The sequence below is a fragment of the Pantoea sp. 1B4 genome (assembly GCF_016925765.1).
In the GTDB taxonomy this organism is placed as follows: domain Bacteria; phylum Pseudomonadota; class Gammaproteobacteria; order Enterobacterales; family Enterobacteriaceae; genus Pantoea; species Pantoea agglomerans.
The window spans coordinates 85800-104332 of sequence record NZ_JAEUWZ010000005.1; the positions used below are offsets into that span (position 1 = coordinate 85800).

At 55.0% G+C, this 18533-nt stretch carries 11 protein-coding genes and 5 pseudogenes; 6 read left to right on the top strand and 10 right to left on the bottom strand.

Features of this window, described 5'->3' with window-relative positions:
* Positions 1–26: 26 nt before the first annotated feature.
* Entirely contained in the window at positions 27–1313 is a 1287-nt protein-coding gene (gabT, locus tag JNO11_RS21835; RefSeq protein WP_163641182.1) for a 4-aminobutyrate--2-oxoglutarate transaminase, read from the top strand.
* Positions 1314–1389: 76 nt separating this feature from the next.
* A pseudogene (gabP, locus tag JNO11_RS21840) lies at positions 1390–2806 on the top strand (GABA permease).
* A gap of 319 nt (positions 2807–3125) precedes the next feature.
* On the opposite strand, the gene JNO11_RS21845 reads toward gabP, so the two are convergent.
* From JNO11_RS21845 to JNO11_RS21855, 3 genes are all read right to left on the bottom strand, one after another.
* Positions 3126–3428, bottom strand: coding sequence for a type 1 fimbrial protein (locus tag JNO11_RS21845; RefSeq protein WP_325177911.1), 303 nt, complete (start codon positions 3426–3428; stop codon positions 3126–3128).
* A 485-nt stretch (positions 3429–3913) separates the two neighbouring features.
* On the bottom strand, positions 3914–4333 hold the full coding sequence (locus JNO11_RS21850) for a VOC family protein (RefSeq protein ID WP_010246939.1): 420 nt from the start codon (positions 4331–4333) through the stop codon (positions 3914–3916).
* A 38-nt stretch (positions 4334–4371) separates the two neighbouring features.
* Positions 4372–5253: a LysR family transcriptional regulator gene (locus tag JNO11_RS21855; protein WP_325177912.1), complete on the bottom strand. Its 882-nt coding sequence runs from the start codon at positions 5251–5253 to the stop codon at positions 4372–4374.
* Between the two features lie 146 nt (positions 5254–5399).
* Between JNO11_RS21855 and JNO11_RS21860 the strand changes: the two genes are divergently transcribed.
* Positions 5400–6251 (top strand): Vmh family MBL fold metallo-hydrolase, encoded by an 852-nt coding sequence (locus JNO11_RS21860; protein ID WP_187495386.1) that lies wholly within the window; start codon positions 5400–5402, stop codon positions 6249–6251.
* Positions 6252–6341: 90 nt separating this feature from the next.
* Here JNO11_RS21860 and JNO11_RS21865 read toward each other — a convergent pair.
* The 3 genes and pseudogenes from JNO11_RS21865 to JNO11_RS21875 all read right to left on the bottom strand — a co-directional run bounded on the left by JNO11_RS21865 (position 6342) and on the right by JNO11_RS21875 (position 8649).
* A pseudogene (locus tag JNO11_RS21865) lies at positions 6342–7014 on the bottom strand (hypothetical protein).
* A 215-nt stretch (positions 7015–7229) separates the two neighbouring features.
* Positions 7230–7544: a type II toxin-antitoxin system MqsA family antitoxin gene (locus tag JNO11_RS21870; protein WP_325177914.1), complete on the bottom strand. Its 315-nt coding sequence runs from the start codon at positions 7542–7544 to the stop codon at positions 7230–7232.
* A 193-nt stretch (positions 7545–7737) separates the two neighbouring features.
* Positions 7738–8649 (bottom strand): LysR family transcriptional regulator, encoded by a 912-nt coding sequence (locus JNO11_RS21875; RefSeq protein WP_325177915.1) that lies wholly within the window; start codon positions 8647–8649, stop codon positions 7738–7740.
* 97 nt (positions 8650–8746) lie between these two features.
* Between JNO11_RS21875 and JNO11_RS21880 the strand changes: the two genes are divergently transcribed.
* Complete coding sequence (locus tag JNO11_RS21880; protein ID WP_033761113.1) at positions 8747–9805, top strand: SDR family oxidoreductase; 1059 nt, start codon at positions 8747–8749, stop codon at positions 9803–9805.
* Positions 9806–9863: 58 nt separating this feature from the next.
* On the opposite strand, the pseudogene rluF reads toward JNO11_RS21880, so the two are convergent.
* Positions 9864–10743, bottom strand: a pseudogene (gene rluF / locus JNO11_RS21885) (23S rRNA pseudouridine(2604) synthase RluF).
* Positions 10744–10846: 103 nt separating this feature from the next.
* A complete protein-coding gene (locus tag JNO11_RS21890) occupies positions 10847–11317 on the bottom strand; it encodes a GNAT family N-acetyltransferase (RefSeq protein ID WP_010670550.1) in 471 nt (156 codons plus the stop codon).
* A gap of 311 nt (positions 11318–11628) precedes the next feature.
* Between JNO11_RS21890 and sfnG the strand changes: the two genes are divergently transcribed.
* Positions 11629–12714, top strand: coding sequence for a dimethylsulfone monooxygenase SfnG (gene sfnG, locus JNO11_RS21895; protein ID WP_325177916.1), 1086 nt, complete (start codon positions 11629–11631; stop codon positions 12712–12714).
* Between the two features lie 147 nt (positions 12715–12861).
* Here sfnG and JNO11_RS21900 read toward each other — a convergent pair.
* Both JNO11_RS21900 and JNO11_RS21905 read right to left on the bottom strand, forming a co-directional pair.
* Positions 12862–14836: pseudogene (locus JNO11_RS21900) on the bottom strand (autotransporter domain-containing protein).
* Between the two features lie 204 nt (positions 14837–15040).
* Positions 15041–15931 (bottom strand): MurR/RpiR family transcriptional regulator, encoded by an 891-nt coding sequence (locus JNO11_RS21905; protein WP_033773535.1) that lies wholly within the window; start codon positions 15929–15931, stop codon positions 15041–15043.
* Positions 15932–16402: 471 nt separating this feature from the next.
* On the opposite strand from JNO11_RS21905, the pseudogene JNO11_RS21910 reads away from it, so the two are divergent.
* A pseudogene (locus JNO11_RS21910) lies at positions 16403–18524 on the top strand (TonB-dependent siderophore receptor).
* The last annotated feature ends 9 nt before the right edge of the window (positions 18525–18533 follow it).

Sequence of the window (18533 nt, forward strand, 5' to 3'; positions counted from 1 at the left end):
ACACGCATATTAACGAGGTGGAATAAATGAGCGAAAAAAATAACCTGTTGCAGCAGCGCAAAGCACAGGCTCTCCCCAAAGGTATCGGTACGCTGTGCGACTGGTACGTTGCCCGGGCAGAGAACGCCACCTTATGGGATCAGGAGGGTAATAGCTGGATCGACTTCGCGGGCGGCATCGCGGTACTGAACACCGGCCACCGCCATCCACGCATTGAACAGGCGATTGCCGATCAATTAACAAAGTTTACCCATACGGCCTTCCAGATCACCCCTTACGAAAGCTACATCGCACTGGCCGAGCGTATTAATCAGCGGGTTCCCATCGCCGGTGCGGCGAAAACGGCCTTCTTCACCACCGGGGCGGAAGCGGTAGAAAATGCCGTAAAAGTGGCGCGTGCCTATACCCGCCGCCACGGCATCATCACCTTTGGTAACGCATTCCATGGCCGCACCTTTATGACCATGGCGATGACCGGAAAAGTGGCGCCTTACAAGCGAGATTTCGGCCCGATGCCGCCGTCAGTCTTCCATGCACGCTATCCCAGCGCGGTTCAGGGGATCAGCATCGAGGCGGCACTGACCAGCCTTGAAGAAATTTTTACGCAGGACATTGCGCCCCATGACGTCGCCGCGATCGTGCTGGAGCCGGTGCAGGGCGAAGGTGGATTCCATGCGGCACCTGCAGAGTTTATGGTGCAGTTGCGGGAGCTGGCTGACCGTCACGGCATTCTGCTGATCGCGGATGAAGTCCAGAGTGGATTTGCCCGTACCGGCAAGCTGTTTGCCATGGAACACTACCCGGTGAAGGCCGATATCATCACCATGGCGAAAAGCCTGGCAGGCGGGATGCCGCTCTCCGCGGTCGCCGGTCGTGCAGAGGTGATGGATGCACCTGCACCAGGTGGTCTGGGCGGAACCTATGCCGGAAACCCGCTGGCTATCGCCTCGGCCCATGCGGTGCTGGATGTAATAGAAGAGGAGCAGCTCTGCCAGCGCGCCGTTGATCTCGGTGCCCGGCTTGAAGCAGAACTCCAGGAACATCAACGCAAACATCCGGACATTGCTGAAGTGCGTGCGCTGGGTTCGATGGTGGCGATGGAGTTCTATCAGGCCAGCACCGCGCAGGCGGTTCAGAAGATGGCGATGGAACAGGGCTTGCTGCTGCTGACCTGCGGAGCCAAAGGCAACGTTATCCGCTTCCTCTACCCGCTCACCATTCCGGATGCGCAGTTCAGCCAGGCGCTGACCATTCTCTCTACGGTGATCAATCACTGTGTCGCACCCGCCGGACATCCCGTCGTCCCGGCCTGATTTCGCTGATGCGTTAACGCAAGTTCATCCCCGTTCGTCCGGCCATCCAGGCCGGACGTCGACAGGAGACGTTTACATGACGATGACTCAGAGTGCGAATGCAGATTCGCTGGCTCAAAACCTGAAACCGCGCCACGTGCGTATGCTCTCAATTGCGGGCGTGATTGGCGCCGGGCTGTTTGTTGGCTCCGGCCATGCTATTTCTGAAGCGGGCCCCGCGGTGTTGATCTCTTATGCCGCTGCCGGTGCGCTGGTGGTCCTGATTATGCGGATGCTGGCCGAGATGGCCGTCGCCTCACCCGATTCAGGCTCGTTCTCAACCTACGCCGATAAAGCGCTGGGACGCTGGGCCGGATTTACCATCGGCTGGCTCTACTGGTGGTTCTGGGTGCTGGTGATCCCACTGGAAGCCAACGCAGCGGGAACCATTCTTCATGCCTGGTTCCCCGATGTCGCCATCTGGCAGTTCACGTTTGCTATCACCCTGTTGCTGACCATTACTAATCTGCTCAGCGTGAAAAATTATGGTGAGTTTGAGTTCTGGTTTGCATTGATTAAGGTCGTTGCCATCATCCTGTTCCTGGGCGTGGCAGGTGCGGCAGTGTTTGGTTTGCTGCCTGACAGCAATACCAGCGGCCTGTCGCATCTCTATGACACTCACGGATTTATGCCGAATGGTATCGGCGCGGTCGTGGCTGCCATCCTGACCACCATGTTCTCTTTTATGGGCACAGAAATTGTCACGATTGCCGCCGCAGAGTCGAAGAATCCCGGCAAGCAGATTACTCAGGCGACTAACTCCGTCATCTGGCGTATTGCGCTGTTCTATCTGCTGTCGATTTTCTTTGTAGTGGCGCTGGTGCCGTGGAATGCGCCAGGACTGGTCGAACAGGGTTCATGGCAGACGGTGTTACAGGCGATGAACATCCCGCACGCCCGGCTGATTGTCGATCTGGTGGTGCTGATGGCGGTGTGCAGTTGTCTTAACTCTGCGCTTTATACCTCATCGCGCATGCTCTACTCTCTGTCACGCCGCAAAGATGCACCGTCGGCTGCCTCACGTACCAATCGCAGCGGCACGCCGTGGATTGCTGTGCTGCTCTCTACCGCGGCTGCATTTCTGGCGGTGATCGCCAATTATCTGGCGCCCAGCGTGGTGTTTGAATTTTTACTGGCCACGTCGGGAGCGATTGCACTGCTGGTCTATCTGGTGATCGCTGCGTCCCACCTGGTGCTGCGTAAAAAAGCGCGAGAAAGCGGGTGAAGTCCTGAGTTACCGGATGTGGTTATTTCCTGGCCTGACGTGGGTCACTATCCTGTTTATCGTCACGGTGCTGGTAATCATGTTGTTTGATGCGAAACATCAGGCTGAATTACTGGCAACCGGCGGTTTAACGCTGCTGATTATTACCACCAGCCTGGTGCTGCGTCGTAAAAAGGAGAAGCGTCAGAACACGAAATATTTTACTCAGCGCTCTTCTGACTCTTACTGATCTTCACGCAAGCTTTTTGTAAATTAAACCCACCTTTGACAGCAAAGGTGGTTTTTTTTGCATATCAATAGATGCAACGCGTATTAACCCTCGATTATGAAAGGGATTAATAAGATGCACACATTATCTGCTGATGATGAATACGGTAAACTGAATTCCCCGATGCTGACTTAAAAATTTCAAAAAAAGATACTTCACTGGCTCTTAGTGACTTAATGATAAACCCTGTATTGGCTATGGGTTTATATCTTTAGGTTCCATGTCACCGTTGCTGCTAAGGCATTGCACTGTCGTTCAGAATAAAACTTCAGGAGAAGCATTAAAGATAGGTAACGTAAAGTATCCCTTTGCTCTTTTCAGGATTAAACCAGTGCATTTTTAATTCCAGGGGTAATTTGGTCAGCAATTCGGGATTCATCAGGTCAGCAGTAGTGGCCACAGCCTTACCACTGGCGGGATCAAAACAGTCAAACACGACAGGATTTTGTCCGACATTCATATTACATGAACCATTGGTAATGGCTCCGCTGAAGGTAATAGTGCCTGAATTTGAATCCGCAATAACCGGTCCGGCCAGGGCAATCAGCAACGTGCTAATGCAGACAGATAAAAAAGATTTCATTGTGCGTCCTCCTGAGTATGTATCACCTGTTATCGGCTCACATTCCCAAAGATTAAGTGCTGAGTGAACGAATAAATGTAAATGTACGAACGCTTAGCCCAATGAAATCCCTTAAAAACCTTTGTTGAGAATAATCCTAATCCAGCCAGCTAACGAGAGTGTAGACCATCGCTGGATAAATTTTCTTTCTTACATTCATTTTTTATTATGGCTTTGTAGCAGCAAATCACGGCCGCCTGTGACTTAATGACGCTTTGCAATAGTTAACACGCTATGCATAGCGCCTTCCGTTAGCGGAAAAGGTCATGATTAATGTGACGGTGGTAAACAGCAGGCGACTCTTCGCGCTTTAGATGACTTCACTACGCTGCTATCAAAGGCTTCCGTTGATCATGATTGAACAGTCAATATAAAATATCCGAAGAGAATGTTTATTTTACTCAAGCCATTCTCCTGCTGATTAATATTGCCAAAACACGTTCAGCTTATTCCAGATACTGGCTGAAACGCAGCAGATAACCATCGGGGTCCTGCACCAGAAACTCCCGCTGACAGGCGGTGGTCTCACCGGTGTCATAGTGGTTGTCCCGAAGCGGCCGATAGAGCGGAACAGCATGCTGCTGCAAACGCGTCAGCACAGCCTGAACATCATCAATTTCAATCTGGAAATTAATACCCCGCCCCAGCGGCCAGCGCAGATCGGCTATGTTCCAGCCCTGCGGATGGAACTGCTCAATCATCAATTGCACCTCTCCATAGCAGAGGTAAGCAAAATCAGGCTGCTGGCGCTGAATTCTCACACTGAAACCCAGCACCACGGTGTAAAAATGCAGCGAAGCGGCAAAGTCAGTGACGGTCAGTTCTGGCACCATAGGGTTCCAGTAAAGGGTTTGATTATCACTCATAGTAAGGTTCCATTTTGATCGGTTACTCTCCCCTCTGATCACCGGCTCTGGATTGTGCTTTGCAGCTCATCCAGCATCAGCCGCAGTGCAGCAGACTGGTGCTCACGCGACAGGTAAAGCCCCCATATGCCGATACGTTGCGGCTCATAATCGGGCAGTAATTTTACCAGCTTCCCTGTTTCCAGTGCGTGGCGAGCCTCCTGCTCAGGCACCATCGCTATCCCGCAATGCGCTATCGCCGCGTCACACAACAGTGAAGAGATACCCGCACTGAAATTTCCTCTGACGGCAACCGCGATTTTCTCCCCGCCAGACGCCGTAAAATGCCAGCTCTGTCCGGCAAAGCGACTGTAGTAGAGGCAGTTATGCTGAGCCAGATCGTCCGGGGTTTCCGGGTTACCCCGCGCCTTAAGATACTCAGGTGAGGCGCAGAGTACCGAGTGGCATTCGCCGAGACGGCGCGCGATCGCCCCCGGCTCTGGCGAGTCGGTGATGCGGATAGCGAGATCGATGCGCTCACCAATCAGGCTTACTGGCTGATTGTTAATTTCCAGCTCAATGCGCAGAGCCGGATAACGCGCCAGAAAATCGGGGATCACCGGGCCGACAAGATGAAGAGCCGTAAAGTGGGCGCAGGCGATGCGAAGCGTTCCGGCCGGGACGCCCTGGGTAGTTTCCTGCTGGATCGCCTCTGAGAGCAGGGCCAGCTGACGGGTTTTTTGCAGGATCGCCTCTCCGGCAGGCGTAAGGGTCAGCTGGCGCGAAGAGCGATGCAGCAGACGCGTTCCCGCCCACTTTTCCATTTCCTCCAGATAACGGCTGACCATCGGGCGAGAGATCCCCAGCGATCGTGAGGCGGCACTCAGGCTGCCCAGTTCACATATCCGGTTGAAAACGGCTGCCGCCGTGACTCTGTCCATCCACTCCACCTGTTCGGATTATGAAACTCAGCATCTCTGATTGCGGGAATTCTAACAGATAGCCAGATGCGTAGAATAGCGCCACTGATACTGAACATCGCCCGTTACGCCTGCCTGAGTAGGGCATTTATCTCTGAGGATCCTCAATGAAAACTACGCTGTTACCTGTGATGCTGGTGCTGGCCTCGGCCTCCACCAGCGCGGCCACCCTGCAACTGCAAACCTATAATCCGCAGGAAAAGGGCATCTTTGCCGTCTCCTCAACGCTGGTTAGTGGGCCAACCGAAGCGATTCTGTTTGATGCCCAGTTCAGCACCCAGGACGGTGAAAAACTGGCAGAGATGATTAAAAAGAGCGGTAAAACGCTAAAGGAAATTGTGATTACCTCTGGCGATCCCGATTTCTACTTTGGTCTGGAGCCAATTGTTAAAGCCTGGCCGGACGTGAAGGTGGTTGCCGCGCCGGCGGTGGTGAAGCATATCCAGCAGACGCATGACGCCAAGCTGAAATACTGGGGTCCACAGATGAAGCAGGGCGCGCCGGATAAGGTGTTTGTGCCTGAAGTGACCCATCAGACCCGCTTTAGCGTCGACGGCGAGGTGCTGGAGCTGCGTCATCCGGAGCAATACGCCGCTTATATCTGGATCCCGTCTGCGAGCACCATTCTGGGCGGCACCGCCCTCTCCTCTGGCATTCATGTCTGGACGGCTGACACTCAGACCGTTCAGAGCCGCGCTGAATGGCGTCATATCCTGACCGAAATGCAGACGCTGAACGCGAAGAACGTGATTCCGGGTCACTATCTTGGTGCCCGTCCGGCCGGTTCACAGGCGGTGGATTTCACCCTGAATTATCTGAAGAGTTTTGAAGCGGCGCTGGCGCAACATAAAACCTCAGCGCAGGTGATTACCGCCATGAAAGCCGCCTGGCCGAAACTGGCAGAACCGGCTTCACTGGAACTCAGCGCCAAAGTCAATACCGGCGAGATGAAGTGGTAAACCCCGCTGAGAGGTCAGCTGACCACCGGGTTTGCAACGTTTAAGCAGACCCGGCTGAACCCATTGACCTGATCTAAAGATGCCCGGGCGCTATCTTTTCGCCAGATAGCGCCTGTCATCGCGTGCCTGTAACCGCGCCTCCGCTGGTGTGGGGAAGATATAGTGAAACAGATCGCGGTAAAAACTCAGGTGCTTCAGCAATCCTTCCTGTATGGATCTACTGATGTCTTTGATCAGAAATTCCTGAGTGGTGCTGAAGTTAGTCACGCTAAAAAAGGTTTTGTCATAGACGTTGACCACACCTTCCCATTTCATCACCTGCTCTTCCGGGGAAGCCCCTTCTGAGGCGACAAATATCCCTTTATGGGATTTCACACCCTGCTTGCTGATATAGGTAGTTAACGCATCATAGCCGCGCTTGTTACGCCAGCGGCAGAATTCGTAGGGCACATCATAATGGGGCAGCACAAAGTTCGGACTCCGAAAATGTTCATCACCAATTAACCCATCCAGCGTAACCGTGAAATGCAGAAAGTCCTGCAGGAAGTCGAACTGGCGGGTTTTAGTCAGTGTGACATTAATGGTGTAGTGACCTGCATGCACATACCAGTAATTGGTAAAGCCGGTGACCAGAATACAGAACGCCTGCCAGTCACTGAGTCTTCGATCCCCCCGCCAGCCCCCTGAAACGGCTGATCATCATCCGTGATTTGGGATGCTGATACGCTTTCAGCAGCGGATCGTTCATACCTTTCAGTAACATCAGGCACACTCCTTGATAGATTGCGCTTATCCTGCCACGCCCTGATCAGGGTGAAAAGTGTCGTTGGTCTGAATGTGACCCCCCATTAAAATCTGGCGGGTGGCGTGGAACGGACTATCGGATTGGGGAGAGGGGTTAGCGTTTTAAATTCGTCAGAGAGGGGAAACCGGAGGCATCAATAATGAAACAGGATGCCAGCCTTACAGGCTGGCCTGTCAGAGCTTCGCGAGCGTCTTCAGCGTTTCTGGGTTCTGCTGCACCATGCGGATCAGTAAAACTGCCTGGGCGTTAGGTCTGGCCCTGCCCTGTTCCCAGTTTTGATATGTCGTTTCACCAGTATGAAGATAATGGGCGAATACGGCCTGGGAAAGGTTCAGTTTTTCGCGTACGTCGCGTAACTCCTGCGGCGCAATAGTTACAGGGGCACGCTTAGTGAACTTATGACTCTTAAGCGTAATTTTGCCCTCCTGATGATCCTTAAGCTCCTGCATACCCGTCATCAGTTCACTGAAAATATCGCGTTCAGTCATGTCTCAGCCCTTTTTTTGATCACATTCAGCGCGGTAGCCAGGACATCACGCTGTTGCCCGGTCAAATCGTCGCGTTGATCTTTATCGATGAATAGTGCGTCCATGTGCTGAGTATTTCCCTGTCCCCAACCTGGGCATACTTTACCCCTGAGTTGGGTGCATTTCAATCAGACCTGATTTTTTCTTCACCACATCAGATGAGTTTCTGCCCTGTTCCCTGCAACCGCACCAGCTCCTGAGTTAACAACGTGACCAGCTTCCGCACTTTATCCGGGATAAAGCGGGCATCGGGGAACACAGCATAAAGATAGCGGTCGGGAAGCCGCCAGTCCGGTAAAACCCGCACCAGTCGGCCGGATGCCAGCGCGTCTGCGCCGATAAGTGTTTGTAACCCACCGATCCCTAGCCCCGCTTCAAGGGCCTGCATCAATGCATCACTGTTGTTAGAACGAAATGCACTTTCCACCGGCACAGACACCCTCGTGGTCGCGGACACCAGCTGCAGCGGCGCATCGGGCGACACGCCGCTAAAACGTATGTGGGGATGGTACTGCAGGTCACCGGGAGTTTGCGGCGTGCCGTTTCGCGCGATCCACTCAGGGGAAGCCACCAGCACGGTTTCAACCGTGGTGAGTGAACGGGCAGCCAGTGTGGCGGGCGGCGATTCGCTGAGGCGGATTGCCACATCAACGCCTTCACCAATGAGATCCGACAGGCGATCCTCCAGCGCAATATTCAGACGCAGCGCGGGATGCGCCTGCTGGAATGCAATCAGATGCGGCATAAGCCGCTGCCCGATGCCGCTCGGTAGTTGCATATAGAGTTTGCCGTGAAGAGGCTGCGACTCAGGCCGTAGTTGCTGCTCCAGCTCTTCCATCGCGCTGAGCAGCTGCCTGACCTGCTGCAGATAATGCTGACCCTGCTCCGTCAGCGCCATTTTGCGGGTGGTGCGGTGCAGCAACACAACCCCCAGCGCCTCTTCAAGCGCGGCAATCTGCTGGCTTATCGCCGACTGCTTCATGCCGTTTTGCCGGGCCGCCGCCGAAAAAGATCCCGCTTCCGCCACCCGGATGAAGGTCTGAATCGCATTCAGTTTGTTCTGCATTTATTGATTTTCCTGATAAGTGACATCCGGTTCAGGGGATTTAATCAGAAATAAACGCAGGTGAGAATGCAGCTTCTCTCTTAACAGGGCAATGATCATGAAAACGACGCAGGATAAGAAGGTTGCGCTGGTGGCGGGTGCCAGCGGGATTGTCGGTCAGCAACTGAGTCAGGCGCTGGTAGCAGACCACTGGCAGGTCAAAGCACTGACGCATCGGTCAGACTATGCAGTCAGCGGCACAGAGGTGATTGCGGTTGATCTGCGCGATAGCCAGCAGTGCCAGCAACGGCTGGCATCACTCACCGACGTCACGCATATCTTTTACAGCGCCTGGCTGAACGCTTCTGACTGGGGAACGATGGTCGGGCCAAATCTTGCCATGCTGCAAAATCTGGTTCAGACCATGGAGGATGTCGCCCCACTTGAGCATGTCAGCCTGATGCAGGGATACAAGGTGTATGGTGCCCATCTCGGACGCTTTAAAACGCCGGCGCGGGAAAGCGATCCTGGTGTACCGGGTGCTGAGTTTAACGCCGCGCAGCTGAACTGGCTGACCGCACAACAGCAAGGTAAAGCCTGGCACTGGAGTGCGCTGCGGCCCGGTGTGGTCGGCAGTGACAGGCCGGGCAACAGCATGAACCTGGCGCTGAGCCTGGCGCTGTACGCTTCAATCTGTCGCGCGGCGCGGCTGCCCTTACGCTTTCCCGGTTCGCCGGAAACCTGGCACAGTATGGTCGATTTTACCGATGCCACTCTGCTGGCCGACGCGACGATCTGGGCCGCGCGTACTCCAGACGCACGCAATCAGGCCTTTAATATCAATAATGGCGATCTCTGGCGCTGGAGTGAGCTATGGCCGGTCATTGCAGCGTGGTTTGAACTGGAGATCGCGCCGCCGGTTTCGCTGTCGTTCCGGCAACTATTTCAGGATTATCGTGCGCTGTGGCGGGAAATCGCCGCTGCCGACGCGCTGCTCCAGCCCGATATTCTGGCGCTCAGTGATGGTGTCTTCGCTGATTTTGTTTTTGGCTGGGATTACGACATGTTTGGCGACGGCAGCAAACTGCGGCGGGCGGGATTCCACGGTTATCGCGCAACGGATAAGATGTTCTGCGATCTGTTTGCCCGCTTCCGGGCGGCCCGGATCATTCCGTGATGATCCGTTGAATACCGATGCAGAGAGCAGGAAAGTCGCTCTCTGCATCGGGCCATTATTAGCGCCCTTTCTTCTTACGTCCCGGCTGGACAAAGCGCTTGCGTGAGGCACCGTTAGCATCCGCTTTTTCAGCGGGTTTCGCCGCACTCTTCTGCGGTTTTTTGGCGGCGGCCGGTTTCGCCGGGGCTTTAGCTTTCTTCGCAGGTTTATCTTCTGAAGAGGAGTTCTCCAGCAGTTTAAACAGCTCAACGAGTTCGTCGTCAGTGAGATCGCGCCATTCCCCCCAGCGGCAATCCCTTGAGATTGACGTTCATGATGCGGGTGCGCTCAAGCTTCGTCACTTCAAAGCCAAAATGCTTACACATGCGGCGGATCTGGCGATTCAGCCCCTGGACCAGCGTGATGCGGAAGACAAACGGCGCTTCTTTCTTCACTTTGCACTTTTTGGTCACCGTGCCCAGCATCGGCACGCCTGCGCTCATTCCGGCAATAAACTCATCGGTGATCGGCTTGTCGACCGTAACGACATACTCTTTTTCGTGGTTGTTACCGGCCCGCAGGATCTTGTTGACCAGATCACCGTGGTTGGTCAGGAAAATCAGGCCCTGAGAATCTTTGTCGAGTCGGCCAATCGGGAAGACGCGCTTGCTGTGATTGACGAAATCGCTGATGTTATCGCGCTCGCCCTCTTCCATGGTGGTGATAATCCCCACCGGCTTATTCAGGGCAATCAGCACCAGATCGTCTTCATCGCGCGGCTCGATAAGCTGACCATTGACCTTCACCACATCGCCTGCAAATACCTGCGCGCCTACAGTGGCGCGTTTGCCGTTAATGAAAACGTTGCCCTGCTCGATGTAACGATCGGCGTCACGACGGGAGCAGATGCCGCTCTCGCTGATGTATTTATTAAGACGAGTTGATGAGTCAGTCAGCATGATTCCTCCAAAAAACGCGGACTATACCTTACCGGCGGGGGCTTGCGAAGTCTTTGCACCGGAAACTTTTGCCCTGCTTCGCCAGCCTGACGGCGGCGGGCATTCACAGATCAATCGCCATCTCAGTACAGCGCAAATCGCTGCCCGCCAGCTTTGACGGATAGAAACTTTCGCCCAGCGGCCGGAAGCCATGCTGCTGGTAAAAACCCACGGCGTTCGGCGTCGAAGCGAGCGTCAACCGGCGGTAGCCACGCTGCAGCGCCTCCGCTTTGATGGTGTTGATGATTAGGCCCGCCATTCCCTGTCCGGTGAACCCAGGCAGGGTAAAAATGGCTTCCACGCTGGCGGCGGCAAGGTCCAGCGATCCCATAGCAACCGGTACGTCGTCCGGACCATCAATCACGAAGAAGGGATTCATGCGGATCATTGCGGGAAAGCTGGCGGGCATGCGGTCTGGCGTCCAGGCGGCGAGCACGTCGGGTGGATAAGCATGCTGGCAGCCATGACGGATGGCCAGATTTCTGATGTTCCATAAATGGTGCGCCTCTTCGGGCGATGCCTGTCTGACAATCATAGTGCCCTCCGGCTCTGCAACAGAACCGCTACGTTATCACATCGCTTTGCGGCTATCTGCGAATACCGCCGGGTTCAGTGCCCCTGGCCTCGCCGCAGTTACGCGCGGTCATGAAGCGCTGCTGCATCAGCAACCGTGCTGTTTCTGTGTTGCTGCATTTGCAACAGCTCGCTTATGCAAAACTGGATTTTAATCCTTTAACTTCAATTATTTAATCTCTGGCATGGTTACTGCTTGGTCTTTTCTTTTATATCTGAAAGTTTGGAAGATTTAACTTTTCCATTAATCCAGCTATATGCCAGGAGAAAACCATGTCACTGAACCAACCTTTACAGTTCGCCTACTGGGTGCCGAATGTCTCGGGCGGACTGGTGATCAGTCAGATAGAGCAGCGTACCCGCTGGGATGCCGAATACAACCGCAAACTGGCGCAGATCGCTGAACAGGCGGGTTTTGATTACGCGCTGACGCAGATTCGCTTTACTGCAGGATATGGCGCAGATAATCAGCATGAATCGGTCACATTCTCGCAGGATTTACTTAGTCACACCTCGAAATTAAAAGTGATTGCCGCTCTGCTTCCCGGCCCGTGGAATCCGGTATTGGCGGCAAAGCAGATTGCCACTATCAGCCATCTTTATGGTCCACGCATCGCCGTTAATATTGTCAGCGGCTGGTTCCGGGGTGAGTTCAAGGCAATTGGTGAACCCTGGCTCGATCATGAAGAGCGCTATCTGCGTTCAGAAGAGTTTATTCGCTGCCTGCACGGCATCTGGCGTGAAGAGAGTTTTAGCTTTGCCGGCGATTTTTATCGCTTCCGCGATTACGTGATGAAACCCAAGCCGTTGTCACCGCTCCCGGAAATTTTCCAGGGTGGCAGTTCACGCGCGGCGCGCGACATGGCCGCCAGGGTGTCAGACTGGTATTTTACCAACGGTAATACCCCGGACGGTGTCCGTCTGCAGGTCGCGGATATCCGTGAAAAAGCCGGACGTAATCAGCATCAGGTCAGAATCGGGCTGAACGGTTTTGTGATTGCCCGCGAGAGCGAACAGCAGGCGCAGGCGGTGCTTCATGAGATCATCAGCAAAGCCAACCCGGATGCGGTAAAAGGCTTTCAGCATGAGGTCAAAAATGCTGGCAGTGCCTCACCCGAAGGAGAGGGGAACTGGGCGAAATCGTCGTTTGAGGATCTGGTGCAGTACAACGACGGCTTTAAAACCAATCTGATTGGCACACCGCAGCAGATTGCTGAACGCATTATCGAACTGAAGCAGGCCGGTGTGGATCTGCTGCTGCTGGCATTTCTGCACTTTCATGAAGAGGTCGAATTCTTTGGCCGCGAAGTGATACCGCGGGTCCGCGAGCTGGAGGCGCAGGCTTTGATCGAAGCGTGAAAAAGGTACGCCGCAGAAGAGAGTTATACCCGACTGCATCCGGGGCGTGATGAACGCTCAGATCTGCTGCAACGTCGCCCGCCGCTATCATTTTCAGATAGCGACAGACGACGTTCACCTTGCTTTTCACTACGCAAAACAGATCGGTTAAAAGCGAGCGTTAAGCCCGACGTTCCATGTCACCTGATGCATGTCGCTGTTGCCTGTGACCGCCGAGACGCCCGCAAAGGCATTCACCGAGGTGCCAAGCGGCACGCTCGCACCCACCGCCATATCGATCCAGTTATCATCACTGGAATCGCTGCTGCGGGTAAAGGCGGTGCGGGTCGATTTCAGTCCGGCGGTGACCGCCGAATCGCTGTCACCAAACTGGTGGTTGTAGCTGACCTGCGCCCAGGGATTGATCAGCAAATCTTTGCTGTCGATACGCCAGCCCACTGCGCCTATTTGAGAGTGCAGCGTCTGGTCGCCAAAGCGCATTGAGGTGCTGCTGTTGCCTTCCTCTTTATAGCCATCGACCTGGGTGTAGTCGAGCGCATAGCTGGCCACTGGGCCAGTAGAAACATAGCTACCCAGCGGCAAATCCCAGCCGGTCTGCAGCCGCATTCCCAGCACCTTACCATTGCTGTTGCCCTTTTCCGTGCGGGTCGCCGGTCCCAGCCTGACCTGACGCTCAATATCATCAAAGTCGAGATCCGCATAATGGGCGTCCGCATTAATCCATCCCCGATCGAGATAATTCAACTGACTCCAGAGCGCCACCAGATTGCCGCGTAAACGGTAATCAAAGCGCGACGAGGGATCCTGACGTTGCGAGGTCGTAGAGAGCATGGCACCGGCCTGCCAGTGATCGGTCAGCTGATAGCCCACACCCACGGTGCCGCTGGCGCTGGTCGCATCGCCATCCTGCAGGCTGTCGCCGCGGAATTCACGCTGCTGCCCGGCATAACCGCCGAAAACCGTAAATTCCCCGGCGTTAGCGGACTGCTGACGCTGCTGCTGCAGATGTCCATCCAGCGTATTATGCGCATCGCCCACCAGCATCGACGGTGCCTGACTCAGTGCAGCTACCTGCAGCGGCGCATTCAGCACCGACTGAATGTAATCGGCGATCAGCGCATGGACCGCCGGGCTGGGATGCAGTCTGTCTGCAAACAGATACTGCTGTGACTGCGAAAATCCTGTCGTCGAGGAGGTACAGTCCATCGCCGAGACACCGGGTGGACAGGCCATTCCGGCCGTATTCGTGAGTCCATACAGGCCCGGATTATCGATCACCTCATTAAACAGGCCATTGATATCCACCCGCGCGATGTTCCCGCGTGCGGTCACCAGCCCCTGCTCTTCAGCCTGGTTGTAACGGTCGGTGAGTGTCGCCGCCTCCTGACTCAGTAACTGCCAGGCGGCAATCAGCTGCTGTGCAATGGCATCCCGAATCAGCGGAATTGAAGAGATTTGTCCGGCCGCCTCGCCAAGCGCGGTTTCAATCGCCTGCTCTCTTGCGGCACGGTCAGGCGTAGTGGTGGTGCTCAGCGACTGAAACAGCGCCGCCGTGGCAGGTTGTGCCGCTGGACCAAGCACCTGCAGAATCGCCTGCAGCAGGGCGGGCGTTGCACCTACATTAGGCACCGTCGGAACAATCACCGTTCCGGCTCCGGCATCCAGCAACCGGCTGACCTGTGAGGCCGCTGCACTGGCGCTGTTATCCACTATCTGCCGGGCAGCGAGGGGGGGCAAGAGCCGCCGCCGCTAAATCATTGCCGCCAATCCAGTGAATATAGAGACCGTCCGGATCAGCCTGTCCGCCCCGCGCCGCAAGGTAGTTATCAAGCTGATCCTGAGTGTTAAACAGGGGATTAATCGCAGGTACCGCAACTGCGCCACCTTCGGCATAGTTGCTTCCGCCCTGCGATGAAGGGCGCAGGTTATCACCCAGCGACTGCGCTACGATCTCGTCATAGAGCGGATGGGTCGCGCCATCATAGGTAAAGCGCCCGACGTTCCCGCCATCACTCAGGCTATCGCCAAAGACGGTGAGGTCGCTCCAGGCCATCGCAGGGAGCGGCGACAGCAGGCTCAGGGTGGCACAGCAGAAAAGGTATTGCGCGTGAAGGGGTTTCATCAGCAGCTCCGCACAAATCAAATGAAAGTCAGTATGAGTAAGAACCGCACCGGCTGGCGCAGCAAGCTGTAAGCGTAGACGGCTGAGGAAAGGGGTGGCAGAAAATACGGGATCGCGCTCGCAAAGCGGAGAAATTTGACTTAAAGATCAGCCGTGCCGGTTCAGGTGAAATACCGGGAATCCACCACGGCGTCGTTACACTGGCTACTTTTTGCTGGCGGGCTTCAGCCCGCGATTAAGATCCTGTAAACGTTTCATCGTCTTAACGGTACGCTGTGGCAGCGTTGAGGCAACGGACAGGATCAGCATCTCCAGACAGACCATAATCGTGCCGTGCAGGGGAATGCGTCCCTTCTCGCCGCCGCGCGGCACATTGATTACGACATCTGCCTCGCGGGCGAAAAAGGAGTCGGTGGCGTTGGTCAGCAGAATAATCGGAATATCCAGCCGCTTCGCTTCACGCACCACGGTTGTCCCTTCCCGGTGCGCCGACTGTTGCGCCATCATGATCAACACGTCGCCACGCTGTAGCGCCAGCATCTGCTCTGCCAGCGCAATTCCGGCACGGTTAAGGGAAAAGGCGGGCAGACCGATACGGTTCAGCAGCCGCACGCTGTAGTCCGCCAGAATACCAGAGGCGTTGATGCCGAAAATAGCGACCTGCCGCGCTTCGCCCAGCAGCGCCACGCTATCCGCTACCGCCACCCGATTCTGCGGCTGCGACAGCACCTCACAGGCGTGACGGTGGCCCTCCAGCACAAAGTCGATGGCGCTGTTCACATCACTGGTCACCTCACTGACGGTGGTGATCATCTTATCTTCAGAGGTCAGCGAGGGACCAAACCAGGTCTTAAGTGTCTGTTTGAGGTCACGCAGTCCGCTAAAGCCCAGCGCCTGAATCGCGCGGATTACAGTGGCATCAGAGGTGTGATTCGCCACAGCGATCTCCATCGCGGTGCTCTCCAGCACCGTTTCCCGCTGTTGATCGATATAGCGCGCCACCGCCAGCAGGCGGGGTGAAAGCTGCTTTTCACGGGCGCGAAGACGTTCTGCCACCACATCCACTCTGTTTTTAACGGTCCTGCTCTGTTTCATGCTGCACCTGCAACTGGGGTTAAATGTGTGAAAGACTCATTGCTAGTCTGGCTAAATAGATAGTTTCAGGGCCGGGAGATGTAGTAAAAGCGTCACACTGTTTTATATTTCACCTGCAGAAGATGTGGATTTAACCAAACCCCTCACCTCCATATAAAAATATATTAATTATTTTCAATAAGTTAAAACTGCCAGCCAATCTATTTGCAGCGATAAACGACACGGCAATAATGTAGTCATTTCTATTCAAATTATGTTTACTACTACAATAGCGGATGTTTGAATGATTCTCAATTACAGATGAGAAAGGTTGTCGTCCGGGAGACGAAATAATGTCTGATCCCTGATGCGATTCTCCGCTGCTTAAAGCGCTGCATATTGCAGACCACCTCCAGGGAAGCCCTGAGTGACAGACCGTCATGCAGGGCGTATTTGCTTCAGAAACTGTCAGTAACAGACACCAAAAGAAAAATGATAAACAAAGACTCACGATATCCGGCCCGGCACCCCGCTCTGGTCGTGGCGATCTGCAGCAGCATCATGCTGCCACAGGTCAATGCAGCAACCGACAGCGCCCCGGATATGACCGTGACCGCGGATGCCAGTTCAGAGGGAAATTACAGCGCCAGCCAGAGTAGCGTTGCCAGTAAAATGCCGACCGCGCGGATCGATGAGGCGCAGTCGGTCAGCGTGGTCACGCAGCAGCAACTGGACGATTACCAGGCAAGCTCACTGGCGGATGCGATACGCTTTGTCAGTGGTGTGACCGAAGCGAACACGCTGGCTGGCACCGAAGATGGCTTTGTACGACGCGGATTTGGCAGCAACGCCGATGGCTCCATCTACCGGGATGGCATCCGCAGCAGTCAGGGATTGAATTTCGATGCCACGACCGAGCGGGTTGAGGTGCTGAAAGGCTCCTCCTCGCTGCTGTATGGCATTCAGAATCCGGGCGGCATTATCAATGTGGTCAGCAAAAAGCCGCAATACAGCTGGCACTCCAGCGTCAGCGGACGTTACGCCAGTGAAGGTGGCGGTGCGGGCACGCTGGATGTCACCGGCCCGCTGGGCAACGGCTTCGCCTTCCGGCTGATCGCCGAAAAGCAGAATCAGGATTACTGGCGCAACTTTGGCAGTGAAGAGCACACACTGCTGGCACCCTCTCTGCAATGGTATGGCGAGCAGGCAAGTTTTCTGATCAGCTATGCCGACTACCGCTATGACATTCCCTACGATCGCGGCACGGCCTTTATCGACGGCAAGCCGATCGACATCGGTTATAAAGATCGGCTGGATGACAAAGCCAATCACGCCTGGGGCCATAACAAAACCCTGAATGCTCATTATGACTGGCAGTTTAATGATGAGTGGCGCACCCGGTTAACCCTGGGCTGGAACCAGCGGCGCTATGACAACAATGAAGTGCGCGTGACGGCGGTGAACGCCAGCAGCGGCGTGGTCACACGTCGCGCCGATGCCAATCGCGGGTTTAACCACAAAACCAAATATCTGAGCTGGGATCTGCTGGGTAATCCCGAAATTCTGGGTATGCAGCACGCGCTGGTGGTGGGCACCGACTATGAGATGAACCAGACTTATCGCGCCCATCAGTATCAGGGCAAGGTCAACCGCCAGTTCAACTATTTCACGCCTGAATATGACCTGCTGTCACCGGTCACGGACGCCAGCACGGAAAATAGCGCAGCAGCCAATAACCTGAACCGCATTCATAGCCGGTCGCTCTACGCCAAAGACAGCATTTCTCTGTCACCCGACTGGATTGTGGTGCTGGGCGGTCGTTATCAGCATTATGAACAGCGCGCCTCGCGCGGATTTAATCCGCAGGTGGAAACCCTGAATGATGAGGGTAATAAGTTTCTGCCGCAGGCGGGGGGTGATCTACAAACTCACACCTGACCTCTCTTTCTACACCAGCGTCAGTAAGTCGTTCACTCCGTCAACCGACGTGGATGATGAGGGCAATGTCGGCAAACCGGAACAGGGCACCAGCTGGGAGGTTGGCAGTAAATGGCAACTCTCGCCGAAACTGTTCGCCACCGTCGCGCTCTATCGGATAGACGAAAAAGCGATGTCGCTAAATATTAATGGCAGCACGCGGGCCATTGATAAAGCCCGATCGACCGGCGCTGAGTTTGAGCTGAACGGCGAAATTGCACCCGGCTGGGATTTAAGTGCGAACTACAGCTATGATCAGGCAGAGATCGTTAATGACCGGGTTAATCCGGATAACAACGGCAATCGGCTGCAGAATGCGCCGCGTCATGCCGGTGCGCTCTATCTCAGTCATGAGATGCAGATCAGCAGCCTGCCCGGCTCGTTCCGGCTCGGCGGAGGCGCACGCTATGTCGGCAGCCGTGCGGGCGATCCCGATAACAGTTTCAACCTGCCCGACTATGTGGTGGCAGACAGTTTTGTGGCATGGAACAACCGCCTGTTCGGTGAAAAAACGCAGCTGCGTCTGAACATCAATAACCTGTTTAACCAGCACTATTACAGTTCAAGCGGCGGCAACCTGCGCGTCCGTGAAGGTGAAACCCGCAACCTGATGGTACAGGCCCGTGTTGAATTTTAAATCGCTGCG